General features: G+C 34.7%; 16 protein-coding genes. 7 read left to right on the forward strand and 9 right to left on the reverse strand.

The window, feature by feature from the left end; genetic code table 11:
- Positions 1 to 4: 4 nt before the first annotated feature.
- A complete protein-coding gene (locus R2Q59_RS13300) occupies positions 5 to 889 on the reverse strand; it encodes a glycosyltransferase (RefSeq protein WP_316769729.1) in 885 nt (294 codons plus the stop codon).
- 75 nt (positions 890 to 964) lie between these two features.
- Between R2Q59_RS13300 and glf the strand changes: the two genes are divergently transcribed.
- Entirely contained in the window at positions 965 to 2,077 is a 1,113-nt protein-coding gene (glf, locus tag R2Q59_RS13305) for a UDP-galactopyranose mutase (RefSeq protein ID WP_316785837.1), read from the forward strand.
- A complete protein-coding gene (locus R2Q59_RS13310; RefSeq protein ID WP_316785838.1) occupies positions 2,067 to 2,879 on the forward strand; it encodes a DUF4422 domain-containing protein in 813 nt (270 codons plus the stop codon). Before glf ends, R2Q59_RS13310 begins: the two co-directional genes overlap by 11 nt.
- On the opposite strand, the gene R2Q59_RS13315 is transcribed toward R2Q59_RS13310, so the two are convergent.
- From R2Q59_RS13315 to R2Q59_RS13335, 5 genes are all read right to left on the reverse strand, one after another.
- Positions 2,872 to 3,963: an acyltransferase gene (locus tag R2Q59_RS13315; protein ID WP_316785839.1), complete on the reverse strand. Its 1,092-nt coding sequence runs from the start codon at positions 3,961 to 3,963 to the stop codon at positions 2,872 to 2,874. The genes R2Q59_RS13310 and R2Q59_RS13315 overlap by 8 nt on opposite strands.
- Positions 3,964 to 4,054: 91 nt before the next feature.
- Positions 4,055 to 7,063, reverse strand: coding sequence for a translation initiation factor IF-2 (gene infB, locus R2Q59_RS13320; protein ID WP_316785840.1), 3,009 nt, complete (start codon positions 7,061 to 7,063; stop codon positions 4,055 to 4,057).
- 72 nt (positions 7,064 to 7,135) lie between these two features.
- Positions 7,136 to 8,371 (reverse strand): transcription termination factor NusA, encoded by a 1,236-nt coding sequence (gene nusA / locus R2Q59_RS13325; protein ID WP_316769739.1) that lies wholly within the window; start codon positions 8,369 to 8,371, stop codon positions 7,136 to 7,138.
- A gap of 4 nt (positions 8,372 to 8,375) precedes the next feature.
- Complete coding sequence (gene rimP, locus R2Q59_RS13330; protein ID WP_316785841.1) at positions 8,376 to 8,840, reverse strand: ribosome assembly cofactor RimP; 465 nt, start codon at positions 8,838 to 8,840, stop codon at positions 8,376 to 8,378.
- Between the two features lie 336 nt (positions 8,841 to 9,176).
- On the reverse strand, positions 9,177 to 9,605 hold the full coding sequence (locus tag R2Q59_RS13335; RefSeq protein ID WP_316785842.1) for a hypothetical protein: 429 nt from the start codon (positions 9,603 to 9,605) through the stop codon (positions 9,177 to 9,179).
- Between the two features lie 17 nt (positions 9,606 to 9,622).
- On the opposite strand from R2Q59_RS13335, the gene R2Q59_RS13340 reads away from it, so the two are divergent.
- Entirely contained in the window at positions 9,623 to 9,970 is a 348-nt protein-coding gene (locus R2Q59_RS13340; protein ID WP_316785843.1) for a phage holin family protein, read from the forward strand.
- A gap of 103 nt (positions 9,971 to 10,073) precedes the next feature.
- Here the strand turns inward: R2Q59_RS13340 and R2Q59_RS13345 are convergent, their stop codons facing one another.
- On the reverse strand, positions 10,074 to 11,216 hold the full coding sequence (locus R2Q59_RS13345; RefSeq protein ID WP_316785844.1) for an acyl-CoA dehydrogenase: 1,143 nt from the start codon (positions 11,214 to 11,216) through the stop codon (positions 10,074 to 10,076).
- A 612-nt stretch (positions 11,217 to 11,828) separates the two neighbouring features.
- Here R2Q59_RS13345 and R2Q59_RS13350 point away from each other — a divergent pair.
- Together R2Q59_RS13350 and R2Q59_RS13355 are read left to right on the forward strand one after the other, a co-directional pair.
- Positions 11,829 to 12,773 carry a helix-turn-helix domain-containing protein gene (locus R2Q59_RS13350; RefSeq protein WP_316785845.1) on the forward strand — a complete coding sequence of 315 codons (945 nt, stop codon included), beginning with the start codon at positions 11,829 to 11,831 and terminating at the stop codon, positions 12,771 to 12,773.
- A 107-nt stretch (positions 12,774 to 12,880) separates the two neighbouring features.
- Complete coding sequence (locus R2Q59_RS13355; RefSeq protein WP_316785846.1) at positions 12,881 to 15,259, forward strand: outer membrane beta-barrel protein; 2,379 nt, start codon at positions 12,881 to 12,883, stop codon at positions 15,257 to 15,259.
- A 4-nt stretch (positions 15,260 to 15,263) separates the two neighbouring features.
- Here R2Q59_RS13355 and panD read toward each other — a convergent pair whose 3' ends face one another.
- Entirely contained in the window at positions 15,264 to 15,614 is a 351-nt protein-coding gene (panD, locus tag R2Q59_RS13360) for an aspartate 1-decarboxylase (RefSeq protein ID WP_316769754.1), read from the reverse strand.
- Between the two features lie 65 nt (positions 15,615 to 15,679).
- A complete protein-coding gene (gene panC / locus R2Q59_RS13365) occupies positions 15,680 to 16,528 on the reverse strand; it encodes a pantoate--beta-alanine ligase (protein ID WP_316785847.1) in 849 nt (282 codons plus the stop codon).
- A 150-nt stretch (positions 16,529 to 16,678) separates the two neighbouring features.
- On the opposite strand from panC, the gene R2Q59_RS13370 reads away from it, so the two are divergent.
- Positions 16,679 to 17,503 (forward strand): glycogen/starch synthase, encoded by an 825-nt coding sequence (locus R2Q59_RS13370; protein ID WP_316769759.1) that lies wholly within the window; start codon positions 16,679 to 16,681, stop codon positions 17,501 to 17,503.
- Between the two features lie 23 nt (positions 17,504 to 17,526).
- Positions 17,527 to 18,936: a DUF4270 domain-containing protein gene (locus R2Q59_RS13375; protein WP_316785848.1), complete on the forward strand. Its 1,410-nt coding sequence runs from the start codon at positions 17,527 to 17,529 to the stop codon at positions 18,934 to 18,936.
- Positions 18,937 to 18,980: the final 44 nt, after the last annotated feature.

Genomic DNA, 18,980 nt, shown 5'->3' on the forward strand with positions numbered 1-18,980 from the left:
ATCATCAAGGCTTACGCATTCTTTTAAAATATGTCTTAACAAGAAGCTTTAAGAAAAAAGCTAAAGGAATATCCTTCTTATAATAATATAGGATTGATTTTATTTCAGCAAAGCTAAAATCCTCATTTCGGCTTATTTCCTTCAGCACCCTTTTTAATGCCACAACTTCTTTAGCTTTATTGGTAATGTCATCAAACTCACTCTTTCCCAAAGGCAATAGATTACCCCACTTTTGATGTACTTTTAAAAGTTCTTTAAGCCAAGTAGTGTTAAAATTTCCTTCAGAGGTATGAAAAAGCAAAATATCATAAGTAACCATCAACTTGTGATGACGACCAACATTTAAAGAAAAATCAATGTCATATCCATGAAAACCTCTTAACAGTTGCTGATCAAAACCATATTTTTGTGCGATTTTCTTTGTTGTGCACAGCCACACTCCGTCTAGGCAAACTACCTCACTTATCGATTCGTTCAGTGGATTATAGTACTCGTAAACCTCGTTGTTGCTTGTATATTTTGAACCTTGCTTTAGGTTTAAACGCCAAGAATCCCTTCCATATTCTTGGGGTGGGCACCAGCCTGAAGGTGCGTAAGATTTATATGTACAACCAGCAACTCCAAGTATCCCTAGCTCATACTTACCAAAAACTTCAATTACTTTTTTGCCCCAGCCTATTGTTTCAATTGAAATATCCTCATGCATAAAACATAATAAATCATACTTCGCCTGTGCAATCCCAAGATTATAAACCTCACAGAGGCCCTGGATACCATATGAATTATCAAAGCTGATAATCTCGTAATCTACCCCAATAGTTTGACGTATGTTTTCAGAAACGTCAACTAGTAGCTCATTTTTTCCAGAAGCGATGATGATAGATATCATTGTTTGATAGTTAATGCAAAACTAATCTTTCTTAAATAATATAATCAAAGTAGCAATAATTATATTTGTTTTTATATGGATAAAAATTATGATTACCTCATTGTAGGCTCTGGACTATTTGGAGCAACCTTTGCGCATCAAATGACCAAAGCAGGGAAAAAGTGTTTGGTGATTGATAAAAGAGGCCATCAAGGAGGAAATATTTATTGTAGGGAGATTGAAAAAATCAATGTACACTGGTACGGCCCACATATTTTCCATACCAACGATAAAGAAATATGGGATTTTGTAAATTCATTTGTAGAGTTCAACAGATTCACCTACACACCGGTTGCAAATTATAAAGGCGAACTTTATAGTTTACCTTTTAACATGAATACTTTTTATCAGCTTTGGAAAACAAAAACCCCAGCTGAAGCAAAGTCTATAATTGATGAACAAGTTGCTAAAAACTTCATTAAACAACCTAAAAATCTCGAAGAACAAGCACTCAACTTTGTGGGTAAAGACATCTATGTTAAGTTAATCAAAGGTTACACCGAAAAACAATGGGGAAGAAAAGCGATAGAATTACCAGCATTTATCATCAAACGCTTGCCTCTGAGATTTACTTACGATAATAATTACTTTAGTGATAAATATCAGGGCATTCCTATCGGTGGCTATAATAAGTTGGTTGAAGGATTACTTGAAGGGGTTGAAGTGCAATTAGGTACAGATTTTTTCAAGAATAAGGATGAGCTCATAAAACTCGCTACTAAAATTGTATATACAGGTAAGCTAGATGAATATTTTAGCTACTCACTAGGACACCTGCAGTATCGTAGTTTAGAATTTAACCACCAAGTATTAGACACGGAAAACTATCAAGGATCTGCAGCTGTTAACTATACGGATTTTGAAACGCCATATACTCGCATCGTTGAACATAAACATTTCGAATTTGGCAAACAGCCTAAAACAGTAATTACAAAAGAATATCCATTAGAATGGACAACAGAAAAAGAGCCTTATTACCCAATTAATGACTTTGAAAACGAAACCTTAGCTAATCAATATAAAAAATTAAAAGAGTTGGAACCCAATGTGATTTTCGGCGGTAGACTAGCTGAATATAAATATTACGATATGCATCAAGTGATCGCTTCATCACTACATGCAGCAAAAGCTGAATTAAATGTACGATAAAGACTTAACCATTTTTAGTGTGTTTCACAAAGAGTATCCTGCTCCAAACTGCTCTTTTATAAAACCCATACAAGTAGGCAAAACACAGAATCAACTTAACTTACATTTTTTAAGTGACGATACAGGAGACAACATTTCAGATAAAAATATACGTTTTTCCGAAGCTACGGCCTTGTATTGGATCTGGAAAAATCTCCAACATATTCCAAGTAAATATATTGGTTTAGCTCACTATAGAAGATACCTCACCATACCTGAAACAAGAACAAAACAAAAATTATGGACTTCCAAGACAATAGAAGATAAATCTGATGTATATATTAGGTCATTATCTACTGAAGAAATAAACAACATTTCATCACCTGCTATTAAAAATTACATACTAGCTAAACTAGGACAATCTGATATCTTGTTATCTAAAGCTAGTCACATAGGCAACTTAGGGGGGCATCTTTTAAATATCAAAGATCAGTTTATTTATAATCATCTTATTGAAGACTGGCTGATTTTTGAACGAACTTTACAAAACTTAGTGCCCGATGATTTCGAATTTGCAAAAACTCTATTTACATCAAAAAATTTGATGCATTGCTATAATATGTTTGTAGCAGATAAATCTTTTATCAGCGACTATTGTACGTGGTTGTTTCCAATATTATTTGAGCTGGAAAAAAATATTAAACTTAGTCCATACCCTTATCAAAATAGATCTGTCGCTTTTTTAAGCGAACGCTTGCTCAATCTTTATGTTTATAAAACCTCAATGAGGATTAGCGAAATGCCTATCGTTTATTTCACCTAGAACCGATTGACCATTTGAATTTTGTTCGGGCAATCAATTTTACAAGAAGAAGAGTTATGACATAAGTAATGGCAAACCTCATAATTGAGTAGCCAACTACGCCAAATGCCGACATTGTATTAACGTCTAATTGCAATGGGCGTAAAACTTCAATCAATAAATGATCAATGATAATCAAATGGAGCAAATAGATTCCAAAGGTAGTATGTCTGGGATTTAGTATTCTTTGTACATTTTTCATATCTTTTATTTTTAACAATAGAGCAAATATGCCAAAAGAATAAATAATGTTGGTGATCCTTAATGTATTAAAAGGATCTTTCAGATTTAAATCCATCAAATGCACAGATTCTAACGTCGCTAAGGCAAACAGCACTATGTTAACAACGATGATTGTTCCAAATGATATGTTACCCAAAATAGCTTTAACACGATCAAAGTGTTTGTTCAGAATAATACCTAGCCAGAGGTAAAATACAAACCCAAATAACGCTGTTGTATGTTCTAATGGCAACCATCCATAATACAGATTTACACTATAAAACAAGGAGCATAATGCCAGAATGAATCCAAATTCCCATTTGTAAATGTATTTTTTAAACAATAGTAAAATGGCAATACAGATTAAGAAATTGAGAATAAACCAGTAGTTGCTATGAAAAATTACTAAAAAAAACATTCCCACAGTTGAATCGTACCAATTGATATGGCTTATATGGGGTGCAGTTGTTTTAAGCGTGATGAAAACTTGGTGACCTATTAGTAATGTCAAGTATATAAAGATCCAAAACAACCATGGCCCAACAGTATTCTTAAAACGGTTTTTAAGATATTGTATCGGTGTGTATTCTGTGAATTTATGGTTTATTAAGAACCCACTTATGAGAAAGAAAGTGATAGTAGCGAACTTAAAAACCGTCATATATCCAGCTTGGATCAACTTATCATTATAGCTCTCATATTTTAATAACCAAAAAGCAGAGCTATGTTCAAGAACAATACCTAACATGGCTATGCCGCGAATAGAATCTATAAAATCAAAATTTTTCTTTGGCGTTTCTTGAGGGATGATGGTTTGAGTCATTAATTAATTGACAGGATTTTACTAAATAGGTTTAAAATAAAAAAGGGAACGATACAAATATCGCTCCCTTATATTTTAAGAATTAGAAATGTTACAATTTACGCTTCACTTCTACTTGTTCGTATGCCTCTACGATGTCACCAACCTCAATATTATTAAAGTTTTGGATGTTTAAACCACACTCGTAACCTTTAGCAACTTCTTTCACATCGTCTTTGAAACGTTTTAACGAAGCTAACTCTCCAGTATATACTACAACACCATCTCTTACAATACGGATTTTACTGTTTCTGGTAATTTTACCATCTAACACCATACATCCTGCAATGGTACCAACTTTAGTAATTTTAAAGGTTTCTCTAATTTCTACGTTAGCCACAATTTTCTCTTCAAATTCTGGAGCCAACATACCTTCCATCGCAGCCTTAATCTCATTAATCGCATCGTAGATAATAGAATATAAACGAATATCGATTTGCTCAGCCTCTGCTAATTTACGAGCGCCTGGCGAAGGGCGTACCTGGAAACCGATAATGATTGCATCTGAAGCAGATGCTAACAACACATCAGATTCTGAGATTTGACCTACAGCTTTACCAATAATATTGATTTGGATTTCTTCGGTAGATAGTTTCAATAATGAATCGGCAAGTGCCTCAATTGAACCATCCACATCACCTTTAACAATTAAGTTTAACTCTTTAAAGTTACCAATTGCCAAACGACGACCAATCTCATCCAGTGTAATATGTTTCTGCGTACGCAAACCTTGCTCACGCATTAATTGTAAACGTTTATTTGCAATCTCTCTCGCTTCAACTTCACTCTCCATTGCGTTGAATTTATCACCTGCAGTTGGAGCTCCTTGCATACCTAATACTTGTACTGGTACAGATGGACCTGCTTCATTTACCTTAGCACCACGTTCGTTAAATAAAGCTTTTACTTTACCACTATAACTTCCTGCTAAGATTGGATCTCCAACTCTTAATGTACCAGCTTGCACCAATACCGTAGTTACAATACCACGACCTTTATCTAGCGTTGCTTCGATAACTGTACCTGTTGCACGTTTGTTAGGGTTAGCCTGTAATTCTAATAATTCAGCTTCTAATAATACTTTATCTAAAAGTAAATCAACATTTAATCCGCTTTTGCTTGAAATTTCTTGAGATTGGAATTTACCGCCCCAGTCCTCAACCAAGATATTCATTGCAGATAATTGTTCTTTTACCCTATCTGAGTTAGCGCCTGGCTTATCAATTTTTGTAAACGCAAATACCAAAGGAACACCAGCCGCTTGAGCGTGGTTAATTGCTTCTTTAGTTTGAGGCATCACAGCATCATCCGCAGCAATAACGATAATTGCAATATCGGCTACCTTAGCACCACGAGCACGCATCGCTGTAAATGCTTCGTGACCTGGTGTATCTAAGAAAGTAACTTGTTTGCCAGAGTTTGTGGTTACTTTATAAGCTCCAATGTGTTGTGTAATACCACCAGCCTCACCAGCTACTACATTCGCTTTACGAATATAATCTAGCAATGATGTTTTACCATGATCTACGTGACCCATGATGGTTACCACAGGAACTCTAGTTTCTAAATCTTCTGGTGCGTCTTCTTCTTCAATTACACTATCAGCTTCTTCATCAGCTTTTACAAACTGAATTTCATAGCCAAATTCATCAGCAACAATTGTTAAAGTTTCAGCATCTAAACGCTGATTAATAGAAACGAACATACCCAAACTCATACAAGTACCAATAATTTTGGTAACTGGTACATCCATCATATTAGCTAATTCATTTGCCGTAACAAACTCCGTAACCTTTAATACTTTAGATTGTAATTGTTCTTCTGCTGCTGCTTCCTCTGCAGTTAATGCAACATCATCACGTTTCTGACGACGTAATTTTGCTCTTTGCGCAAACTTACCAGATTTACCTGCTCCACTTAAACGAGCAAGTGTTGCTTTAATCTGATCTTGTATTTCTTTTTCTGTTGGCTCTTCTTTAGGACCGCCTGTTGCAGGAGCACCAGGTCTAGCATTTCTAAAGTTAGGGCGGCCGCCAGCTGTATTGTTTGTATTATTTCTAAAATCTGGTCTATTAGCTGGAACACCAGTACCTGCCGGACGAGGAGCTTGTTGTCCTTGTTGCTGAGGTTGGCTTTGTCCGCCTTGATTACCACCTTGTCCTTGTTGAGGAGCATTTGGTCCACCAGGAGTTTTCTTGCGTTTACGCTTACGTTTCGCAGCTTCACTATCACCAGAAGACGCTACAGGTTGGTTTCTTCGATCAGGCGTTGTTGGCAATACAATTTTACCAATAATGTTTGGTCCTGATAATTTAACCGAACGAGCTTTAATTACCTCATCTTCTGCTGGAGTTTCTTTAACCTCTACAACCGGAGCAGGAATAACTGGTTCAGCAGCTTTTGGTTTTTCTTCAATCTTTACTTCTTGAACTGGTACTTTTACTTCTTGAACAGGTGCTTTTGCCTCTTCAATTGGCGCAGGTTTCTCGGCAACAGGCTCAGCAACTTTTGGTACTTCAGGAGCAGGTGTTTCTTTTTTAGCCTCTACTATAGGAGCTGGCTCTTCCTTTTTATCAGGACGAGTTTTACTGTTTAAGTTGTTAAGGTCTATTTTACCAACAATTTTCACACCCGGCAAAGAACCTTCTTCTTCCTTAGCAACAACTGGTTCAGGAGCCTTTGCTGGCTCAACTGGTTTTGCCTCAACAGGTTTTTCTTCCTTAGGTTTCTCAACCGGAGGAGTATATGAATGAAGGTTTTTAATTAAAATGCCCTCGTTTTCAAAATCTTGTTTTTTACTAGGCACCTCAGGAGCTCTCTCAGCTGCTTCGGGTTCGTCACGACGTATTTTACCTATAACTATCTGATTGGCTTCTTCTTTTACGATTTTATCCCCCTGAAACTCTTTCATCAATGTATCATACATTTCTTTAGAAAGTTTTGTAGTGGGCTTATTTTCCACAGCAAAGCCCTTCTTACCAAGAAATTCTACTGCTGTAGCGATTCCTATGTTAAGCTCTTTGGCTGCTTTAAATAAAATTACGGCTTTGTCGTCTGACATCTATTATCCTATTTTTTTACTAATTATATACAAAAGTAACGTTTATTCCTTGTTTATTCAAGCATACAACGTTTATTCAAATTCCGACTGAAGAATACCAATTACTTCTTTAATTGTTTCCTCTTCTAAATCGGTTCTTTTTACTAATTCATCAACAGATAAAGCTAATACACTTTTCGCTGTATCACAACCAATAGCTTTCAATTCATCAATGATCCAGCTATCAATTTCATCCGAGAATTCTTCGATATCTACATCTTCATCTTCTTCGCCAGCTTCACGATAAACATCAATTTCATACCCAGTTAATTTGCCAGCCAATTTAATGTTATGTCCGCCACGACCAATAGCTAGTGAAACCTGATCTGGTTTTAAGTAAACTGAAGCGTGTTTTGTAACATCATCTAATTTAATAGATGTGATTTTTGCAGGGCTTAAAGCACGTTGAATATATAATGAAATATTATTTGTGAAATTAATTACATCAATGTTTTCATTTTTCAATTCTCTCACAATACCGTGGATACGAGAACCCTTCATACCAACACATGCTCCTACAGGGTCAATTCTATCATCGTAAGATTCTACAGCAACTTTAGCACGCTCTCCTGGCTCACGAACAATTTTCTTAATGGTAATTAAACCATCAAAAATTTCTGGAACTTCAATTTCGAATAAACGCTGTAAAAACTCAGGTGCAATTCTAGAGATGATGATTTTTGGAGTTGCATTAACCATATCAACTTTAGAGATTACAGCACGAACTGCATCTCCTTTTTTGAAATAATCAGCTGGGATTTGTTCAGTTTTAGGCATCATTAACTCGTTGCCTTCATCATCCAATACCAAAGTTTCTTTTTTCCAAACTTGATAAACCTCACCTGTTACAATCTCACCAACTCTATCCTTATATTTTTTGAAGATTTCGTCTTTCTCTAATTCTAAAACTTTAGAAACCAAAGTCTGGCGAGCTGCTAAAATCGCTCTGCGGCCAAAACTTTCTAAAGTGATTTGTTCTATGTAGTCGTCTCCAACTTCCATATCTGCATCTAATAACTTCACTTCTGCAAGTTCAATTTCTAAATCATCATCTTCAGAAAACCCATCTTCCATTACTTTTCTAGTTCTCCAGATTTCCAAATCCCCATTATCTGGATTCACGATTACGTCACAGTTTTCGTCTGTGCCATATTTTTTACGCAACATACTGCGAAATACCTCTTCCAGTACACTAATTACTGTAGGGCGGTCGATATTCTTGAAGTCTTTAAACTCCTGAAATGAATCGATTAAGTTAATATTGCTCATTTTTCTATTTAAATGAAATTAAAACCTTTGTTTCTACTATATTATTAAATTCGATCTGGGCTTCTACCAGCTGAACTTTTTTACCTTTTTCTTTTACTTTTTCTTCAATTGTAACTGCACTATCGTTAACCACAAGCAATTTACCCTCTTTCACCTTTCCATCAGTTAATTTAACGCTTAAATCTCTGCCAATGTTTTTATGATATTGACGATTTAATAACAACGGCTCACCAACGCCTGGAGAAGAGACTTCTAAATTATAAGCTTTTTCAATTGTGTTTTCTTCTTCCAAGTGAAAGCCTACATGCCTACTAATTGCCGCACAGTCTTGAATGCTAATCCCTTCATCACCATCAACATGAATAATCAACTTGTTATTTGGCAACATTTTTATTGACACCAAAAACAACTCAGGCCTGTCCGCAATCTTCTCTTCTACAAGTTCCTTAACTCTTTTTTCTACCTGCATATCCTAATTTGTTGTAAAAGAAAAGAGGGGACACCGTCCCCTCTTCTTCCTCTATTACCGTGCAAATGTACGAATTATTTTTTCAAAATAAAAGCCCTACCTGTTTCTAATTTAGATAATTAAAAAACATTATGGTTGTTTTTGCTTCTTCTTGATATAAATTTATTATGCTGATACCTATAAAATATTGTAACTCCAATTAATGGCAAAACAATTATGGTACACCCTAATATTATTTTTTCTGCTTTTGAGAGAATTTTACTTTTAAGCAAATCATAAACACCTTTGAAAATTAAAGAGATAAGAATTGATATGATAATATAATATACCATATTGTTATCTTGTTAAGATCTGCTGTTGTGCTTTCACTTTAAACCCAACTTTAGATTTTATAATGTCCTTACCACTTGCGAACCGTGCATTCAGTATCGTTTCTACTAGATATTCTTTCTTCTTCTCAAAGGGTAAATTTGGGGTAAAAATTAAACTATCTCCCGCCACGCTTAATCTTCCTGGCCATTCTATCTCCATACTTGTCGAATCGTCTTCAGCTGGAGTCTGAAGAACAGAAACTAGTTTTTGGTAGCCGCTATCTATATTGATATTAGTTTTAATTTGATATAATCCTGCTTCATTAATATCTGAAATAATAATTTTACTGCTATCAGCAGAAAAACGAATGGATAATGGCTTGCTATTTGTAGCATTACAAGCAACTAACGCAACACCAATAACAAAGCTTAAAAACTTTATATATTTAAACATTTAACTAAATTAACATTATGAAGCTAATACTCGAAATTTTATTGATGGGCTTGGCAATGATGCTTGGCTCTTACCTTGTACCCGGTGTAAGTGTAGATGGCTATGGAAGTGCAATTATTGCTGCAGTTTTAATTGCAATTGCGAATGCTACTATCGGATTAATTTTAAGGGTTTTCACTTTCCCACTTAACGTATTAACCTTGGGCCTAATCTCATTTATTATTACTGTACTGATGATTTTATTAGTAGATAATTGGATGACTGGATTTAATACATCAGGGTTTCTAGCTGCCGCAATTTTAGCAATCGCAGTTTCTGTAATTAAAATGATATTGGATTCTATTTTTGGTGTGGATAAAAAGTAACAACAAAAACAAACCACAAAGAAGCAAAGAGCGCAAAGTTAATTTTATATGCTTTGCGTACTTCTTTTCTTTGTGGTTAAAATAATTCTCTTTAAGCTTGGGTTTATTTACTTAAAATACTCCTACTAATTACCATTTTTTGTATTTCAGATGTACCCTCGTATATCTGCGTAATCTTCGCATCCCTCATCATTCGTTCTACATGGTATTCTTTCACAAAACCATAACCGCCGTGTATTTGAACTGCTTCAACCGTAACGTCCATAGCTACTTTACTTGCAAATAACTTAGCCATAGAACCTGCTAAAGTGTAAGACTCACCTTGGTCTTTTAACCAAGCGGCTTTATAAACCAGCATTCTAGCCGCCTCTATTTGAGTGGCCATATCCGCTAATTTAAATGCGATTGCTTGATGGTCTGATATTGGTTTTCCGAAAGATTTACGTTGTTTTGAATAAGCCAAGGCTAATTCGTAAGCACCTGCGGCAATTCCTAGCGCTTGTGCAGCTATGCCAATTCTGCCTCCCTCAAGAGTTTTCATCGCAAAAGAAAAGCCAAACCCATCGTCACCAATTCTATTTTCTTTTGGAACTTTTACATCATTAAACATTAATGAATGTGTATCAGAACCACGAATTCCTAACTTGTTTTCTTTCGGACCAATTGTAAATCCAGGTGTTCCCTTTTCTACAATAAAAGCATTAATTCCCTTATGCCTTAATTCTTTATGGGTTTGCGCAATTACCAAATAGGTACTTGCAGTGCTTCCATTTGTAATCCAATTTTTTGTGCCATTTAATAGGTAATAGTCACCCATATCTTCGGCGGTAGTTTGTTGAGAAGTTGCATCAGAACCCGCCTCTGGCTCAGATAAACAAAATGCACCAATCTTTTCTCCAGACGCTAAGGGCTTTAAATATTTTTCCTTTTGAGCTTCAGTTCCGTAAGCTTCTAATCCGTAACAAACCAGCGAATTATTAACAGAAACCACAACAGAAGCAGATGCATCAACTTTAGAAAGTTCTTCCATTACCAAAACATAAGAAACAGCATCCATACCACTTCCGTTATATTTTGGGTCAACCATCATCCCTAAAAAACCTAATTCTCCTAGTTTTTTAACTTGTTCTGCAGGAAATTTTTGATGTTCATCTCTTTCGATTACTCCAGGTTTTAATTCGGTTTGAGCAAAATCTCTTGCGGCCTGTTGTATCATTAATTGTTCTTCACTTAACTCAAAAAGCATAATTAAAGTTTATAAATGGTTAACAAAGCCAAATTTAGTATTTCTTAATGAAATTACTATGGTTGCATAGTAATTTTTTATAAAAAATGATCATTAAGATAGGTTTTTAGAGTTTTAGGAAGGCAAATGAAGTGAAAAACACAAATTGGTGCCCTGCTTTCGCTTTACTCTCCCGAAGAAAAATCGGGATTCGTGTTCGCTACAATCAGGCTTATCTTACAAAGGTTTCTGCTACTATGATGGTTTTCCTGCCTAAACGCTACAGGCTTATGTTAAATAAACCCGACATGAGTGGATGCCTCCTTCTGGCAGGAACGGTGGCGGGACTACACTCTTCGAAAAGCACAGAATTTGCTTTTCAAAAGAGTTATTTCGCTAAACCGGACACCAATCGCTAAGATTAGGTATTTTTAAAGGCATTTTTACAAAAAAATTTGGATATGCTAAAAGCCACCTAAATTAGCACAAGATTATTATTTTTGTTAAATGAACCTAGCTCAACAAATCCTATTTTTCTTTAGTGCACTAGGTGTCTTTAATGGCTTAATCATTAGTGTTTATCTATTATTTTTCAAAAGACCAAAGTCACCGAGTTCTTATTTCTTAGGGTTATTGCTTTTAGGCCTTTGCTTAAAAATCGGCAAATCTTTTATCTATTATTTTTATCCAGACTTGCCAGGCATCTATATCCAAATAGGTCTTTTGGGGAGTACTTTGGTTGGTCCATCTCTTTTCTATTTTATTAAATCGGCACTTGAGCCAAATGCAAAAATAACCACCATACAGAAAGCGACTTATGTATTTTGGTTCTTGGTAATTGTAACTACGAGCATTATTACACCATATGATAGTCGACCTGATATATGGGAAAATTATATCTGGACTATAGTTGCTTTACAATTGACCGTTTATATGATTTTAGCAGGCTGGCTGCTCAAAAGAGTTTTAATGAAATTCTTTAGTACAAAAGAAAAGATTTCACAAACTGAGATGTTATTACTGTCTGTATTTATAGGCAATCTGGTGATTCCTGTGTCATTTAAATTATCCTTTTTTGATTTTTTTAATGGCCCTTGTATTAGTGGGGCTTTATTTTTCTCTCTTATTCTTTATTTAAATGTTTTCTTATTTATTAGCAAAAGAAAAACAAGCAGTTTTTTTTCAGACGGTCAAGAGCCAAAGCCTTATGCGAATAAAAAAATTGGAGGTGAGCGGGCACTTGCATTAACAGAAAAACTTCAGCAAATTATATTAGAGCAGGAACTTTATAAAAACCCTGATCTTAAGCTAAATGACCTTGCTCAGAAAATCAACATTTCAAGTCATCAACTATCGCAACTTCTTAATGATAATTTAGGTAAAAGCTTTGCGGCTTATGTAAATGAATATCGTATAAATGAGGCTTGTACACTGATTATTAATAATGCCAACATCAAACTAGAAGCAATTGGTTATGAAGTTGGATTTAATTCTAAATCTACTTTTTATGCAGCGTTTAAAAAATTAAAGCAGACTACACCAACCCTTTATAAAGAGCAATTATTAGTTATTTCATAATTTATGATTTGTCTGAATTTATAATTCCGAACTCCCAAATCTGAGAATCAAAACCATTTTCCTTTTCATCACTGCTAGTTTTGGTCATTCCATACAACGCAATGAAAATGAAATCAACCTTATTATTATCTTTCCTATTACTTATTTGCCAGTTATTAAATGCACAAACAATTAAAGGAAAACTCATTGATGGCAAAACCAATCAAGCTATTTCTTTTGGCAAACTGACATTGGTCGATAAAGAGCGTCCAAGCTTTATCAGATATGCAAATAGCGATACCCTTGGAGTTTTTGAGTTTAAAGAAATCTCAAAAGGCAAGTATCTTTTATCAGTTACATTAATAGGTTATCAAAAAACAGAAAAAGAAATATTGGTCAATGGGAATAACTTAAAGGATTTAGATTTAGGCAATATTTTATTGACTGAAGACCTTAATCTCCTAAAAGAAATAGCCATTACTGGTGGCCAACCCAGCTTTAGCACAAAAAATGGTCAAATAAAGATTACCGTTGCTAATAATGCTTTTTTTAAATCATCAGCAAATCTACTAGATGTATTTAGAAAACTACCTGGTTTACAGGTTAACCAAGATGGAACTATTTTAATGGCCAATAGAGCTACTCCGACATTATTTGTTGATGGAAAACCCGTAAATATGAATAGTGATGAAATTCTGACTTACTTAAGCAGTTTATCTCCAGAAATGGTAGAATCAATTGAGCTAATTAACCAGCCTTCTTCAAAATACGATGGAGAATATCAAGGTATTATTGATGTAAAATTAAAAAGAAATCAAACTTTAGGCCTGAGAGGGACTTACAATGCTAGGTTTCAGCGAAACAATTATAGTTTGCTTGACAACAACCTGTCTCTTACCTATAAAACAAATCGATTGTTCTACGATTTAAAGTTAGGCCATACTACTGGAAGTACCTTTTATAAATACTATGCCCTACAGTACCTACCTAACACCAATGCAATGACTACCGATACACGAACAATTACCTCAAATCAGAATTTTAATGTGCAGGCAAGGCTAGCGTACGAATTGCAAAAAGGGCAAAGTTTAGAAGCTTTTGTACGAACTTTCCAAATAGACCGAAATGCGGTAACAGACAATCAATTACTTACACAAACCAACAATTTAGCACAAACAACAGCACGTGTTAGCGGCTCGAATAATGCATTGCCTAAACAGCATAATTATGCAGGAGGGCTCAATTACGATGCACAGTTTAAAAATAGCGAGCTCCATGTAATCGCTTCTTTGGCACAAATCGATAATCGGCAAAACGAAGACATTCAAAACTGGAATGAATTGAGCAATGAGCGACTAAATTATTGGAAAACCAATTCTAGGAACAACATCTTGATCCATACTGCACAAGCAGATTACAGTCGAGCCATAGGTACAAGTAAACTAGAAATTGGTGGGAAATTTGCCAACACTACCACTCAAAATAATCTTCGCTATGATACTTTGGCAAATAAGGTCTTTAACTTAGACCCCAATCGTAGTAATCAATTCCGTTACCATGAGTATATTACGGCGGTGTATCTTTCTTTTCTTGGGAAATGGGATAAATTTAATTACAGCCTAGGTTTAAGAGCTGAGCATACAAATAGTTTATCAAATTCAATAACAACCAACGCAGTTACAGAAAAAAAGTATTTGAAATGGCTACCCAGTTTCAACATTACCTATAGCATTAGCAGTGGAGAACAATTAAGTTTCAGTTACAGTAAGCGATTGACAAGACCGACTTTTGCTGCTTTAAATCCATTTCGTTTTTATTATAGTCCAAGGCATTACTGGATAGGAAATCCTTACCTTCAACCTTCTACTACCAATCTATTCGCATTTGGGTATAGTAGAAAATCAATTAACATTTCATTAAATGCTGGACGAGAAACAGAAGTTATAGCCCGTTACCCTGAATATAATCCAACAACAAATGAATTGATTTTTTTGGGCAGAAATCTTCCATATAGGGATTTTGCAAATCTACAGTTAAGTTCGCCCTTAATCTTTAATAAATGGTGGCGAATGAACAACAATATTGGTTTTTATTACAACAAGGAATTGACTCCTTATTTTAATCAAACGTATCATATTGGTGTATTTAACTATACCATTAACGGTAGTCAGGTTTTCAGCTTAAAAGATTGGCTGTTGGATTTTAGCTATAGTTACGAATCAAAAAGTGGCAATGGTCTTTATGTATTTAAACCTGTTTATGGAGTTGATTTTGGTTTGCAAAAAGCTTGGTTCAAAAGCAAAATCAATACTAAACTTACACTTTATGATGCCTTCGACAATGTTAAAAGGAGGTTGATTTTTAGGGAAATGAGTATTATCAACAATGATTTTTACCACTACTTTGGAACTCAGCGTTTAGTTTTTAGTTTAACCTATAACTTTGGTAGTTCTACCTACAAAGCCAAAGACAATAAAAAAAGCGATGAAGAAAATAGGGCTAATTAATACCCTACTTCAACAATTTATTATTGTCGTCTGGGAAAACTAGGATTGGTTGATACTTTTTAGCCTCTTCCATTGGCAATGAACCGTAAGACATAATTATTAATATATCACCAACCTGAACTTTACGAGCTGTAGCGCCATTAAGGCAAATCATACCACTTCCTCTTTCGCCTCTAATGGCATAAGTTTCAAAACGTTCGCCATTGTTATTGTTAACAATTTGAACCTTTTCATTAGGAATAATATTAGCTGCATCTAATAAATCTTCGTCTATAGTTATGCTACCAACGTAATTTAATTCTGCTTGTGTTACCTTAACGCGGTGTATTTTCGATTTTAAAATCTCGATAATCATGCTACAAAGTTAGGAATAAAGTTTTTTAGAAGACGATTTTTAAAGGTTTTATGTGATTAAACTGATTAATTAAGCAGCATATTATCAATTAAACGTGTTTCGCCAACTTTTGCAGCAACCAAGGCTATTGTATTTTTAACTTCCTTGTTTGTTGTTGCCAATAAGGTTTCACCATCTGCAATTGTAAAGTAATCTAATTCAACGCCGTTCGTTTCATTTATCATCAATTTGGCTTTACCCAACAACTCATCATTAGATAGTTTGTTAAAATTGTCAGCTACAAACTGCAAGGCTTTGCTTAGCACCAACGCATTTTCTCTATCGTTTTGGGATAAATGAATGTTCCTAGAACTCATCGCCAATCCATCATTTTCCCTTATAATTGGGCAAGAAACAATCTCAATTGGCATATTAAAATGCTTAACCATATTTTTAATCATCAGCACCTGCTGGAAATCTTTTTGTCCAAAGAATGCAATATCCGGATTAACCGCATCAAAAAGCTTTTTTACAATTTGGGTAACCCCTTGATAATGACCTTTTCTAAACTCACCTTCCAATAAAAATTCAGCCGCACCTAAGTCTATATGCCAATCTTCTGGAGTTGGAAAAGTAGGGTACATCTCTTTTACAGTTGGCATAAAGACAAAATTACAGCCTGCCTCTTGTAGCATTTTAATATCATGCTCAAGCGGGCGTGGATATTTTTCTAAATCTTTTGGATCTGTAAATTGAGTGGGATTCACAAAAATACTACATACAACTACATCAGCATATTGTTGCGCAATCTTAATTAATGAGAGATGCCCTTTATGCAATGCACCCATGGTAGGCACTAACGCAACTTTAGATTTTGCCTTTTGTAAAGGACTTAACAACATTTGTAATGCTGAGATTGTATTTGTGATTTCCAAATTACCAATTGGTTTTTAAAGGCTCAAAGTTGAACAATTATCTAAAACTTACAAAGCCTATTGCACAAGTTATTGATAAATGTTAATATTATTCGTACCTTTGCACCTTGATAATCTTTAAATTAACATAATTTAATATACACTATGGAGATGGCAAAAACGAAGCTACTGATTGTTACACACGAGATGTCGCCTTTCCTCGAACTTACTAAAATTTCTGAAATTACCCGTCAACTGCCACAAGCAATGCAAGAAAAAGGATTCGAAATCCGCATCTTGATGCCTAGGTTTGGTAACATTAATGAAAGAAGAAACAGGTTACACGAAGTTATTCGATTATCAGGAATGAACATTATTATTGATGATAATGACAATCCGTTAATCATTAAAGTTGCTTCAATTCCTGCTGCACGTATGCAGGTTTATTTCTTAGACAACGAAGATTATTTTCAAAGAAAGTATGTTTTTAGAGACAAGGAAAACAAATTTTACGCAGATAATGACGAGCGTACTATTTTCTTCTGTAAAGGCGCACTAGAAACCGTTAAAAAACTAGGTTGGGCACCAGATATTGTTCATTGCCATGGCTGGATGACATCTTTAGTACCTGCTTACATTAAAACAACTTACAAAAACGACCCAACATTTAAAAATGCTAAAGTTGTTTATTCGGTTTACGAAAACTGTTTTACAGAAACTTTAAATGCTGATTTGCATAAAAAAGCTGTAATGCAAAATATGACTGAGGAAGATACAAAAGCTTTCATTAAAGCAGACAGTAATAGCTTACACATTGGAGCCATAACTCACTCAGACGCAGTAGTATTAGCTGATGAAAAGATTGATAATGATGTGTTAAAATTTGTTAAAGATTCTAATAAGCCAACTTTAGCCTTTAATTTAACCGAAAATTACGAGAACTTCTTCAATTTTTATGAAGAAATCTCTGATGAAGAATTGGTTTCAGTAGCTTAAGAAGCATTATTTTAATAACAAATATGAAATTTATAAAACTAGACTTATTAACCTTGTTGATAAGTCTTTTTCTTTTCGCTTCATGCGAAAACTCCTCTACAATTGGTTTAGAAGTTGACCCAAGTATTGCTGTACAAGGTGCCTTGGTTGATACGGTTACTATTAGTTCAAGAACTGTAGCCGAAGACATCACTTCTACAGTGTCTTCAGCTAGATTTCCAATGGGCTTTTTAAAAGACCCTATTTTCGGAACAACAGAATCGAGTTTAGCAATGACGGTAAATTTGCCTGTTGATGCTTACAATTTCGGCACAACCCCTATTGTTGATTCTGCCATTTTAGTCTTAAAATATGGCGGTCAATTTTATGGTGATAGTACGGCAAACTATAGTATAGATGTTCATCAATTAGACGTGAATATATCTAGAGAAAATTCATTTTTAAGCAACAGAGATTGGACTTATTCAACCTTCTTAGGCAATAAAACAGGGAGACTTAAACCATCTACTGCTTATAAAGTTACAGATGTTGTGGCAGGAAAGGCGGATACACTAAGAACAGTTAGCCCTCAAATAAGAATTCCCTTAGATAAAACATTCATCCAAGAAAACATTGTTAATATTAGTTCTGAAAATTTAAAGTACAATGCAAATTTTACTAGGTTTTTTAATGGATTGCATGTACAAATAAACAAAACAAACTCTACTGGTAATGGTGGCATAATGTTTTTTGATTTTGGTAGTGCAGCCTCTTCTCTTGTCTTATATTATAAAAAAACAAATGTAAGTACTGGATTAAAGGACACCGTTTCAATTGACTTTCCAATAGCTGCTAATACAAATCCTGTTGCTGCGACAATTAAGCATGACTATACAGGTACACAAATTGCTACGCAATTAGCAAGTCCTAACACACAATTTCCGGTTACTTATTTGCAGCCTTTGTCTGGAGTAAGAAACAAAATTTCATTTCCTTACTTAAACAAATTTGCCGCTAGTGCAGGTAAAATCGTTGTTAACAAAGCTGAGTTAGTTATTGACTTAAGCGCTGGTTCTGATGCTATTCCTTTTAATGCCGCACCAAGACTAGCCCTATATAGGTATGACATTGCAGAAAAAAGAGAAAATTTGCCAGACAATAATGCTGGTTCTTCAACTTCAAGTCCAGATCCCCGTTATACTGGAACCTTTGGAGGTTATTATAATGTATTAACAAAACAATACATATTTAATATTTCTGGATATATACAAGACCTCCTAGATGGTAAGACAAAGGACTACGGGACTTTTTTAGCTGCAACACCATCCACAGAATTTGAAATAGTGCCTTCGATAGCAACAGCCGCAAGATCGGTATTAGGTTCCTATAAAAAGAATCCAGTTGCTGGTGATAATTTGATGAAATTGAATATTTATTATACCAAGATAAATTAGAGGTATAAATAATTTTATAACTTCTAAAATCCCTCAAAATTTCA

It is taken from the genome of Pedobacter frigiditerrae (assembly GCF_032678705.1).
Taxonomy (GTDB): Bacteria; Bacteroidota; Bacteroidia; order Sphingobacteriales; family Sphingobacteriaceae; genus Pedobacter; species Pedobacter frigiditerrae_A.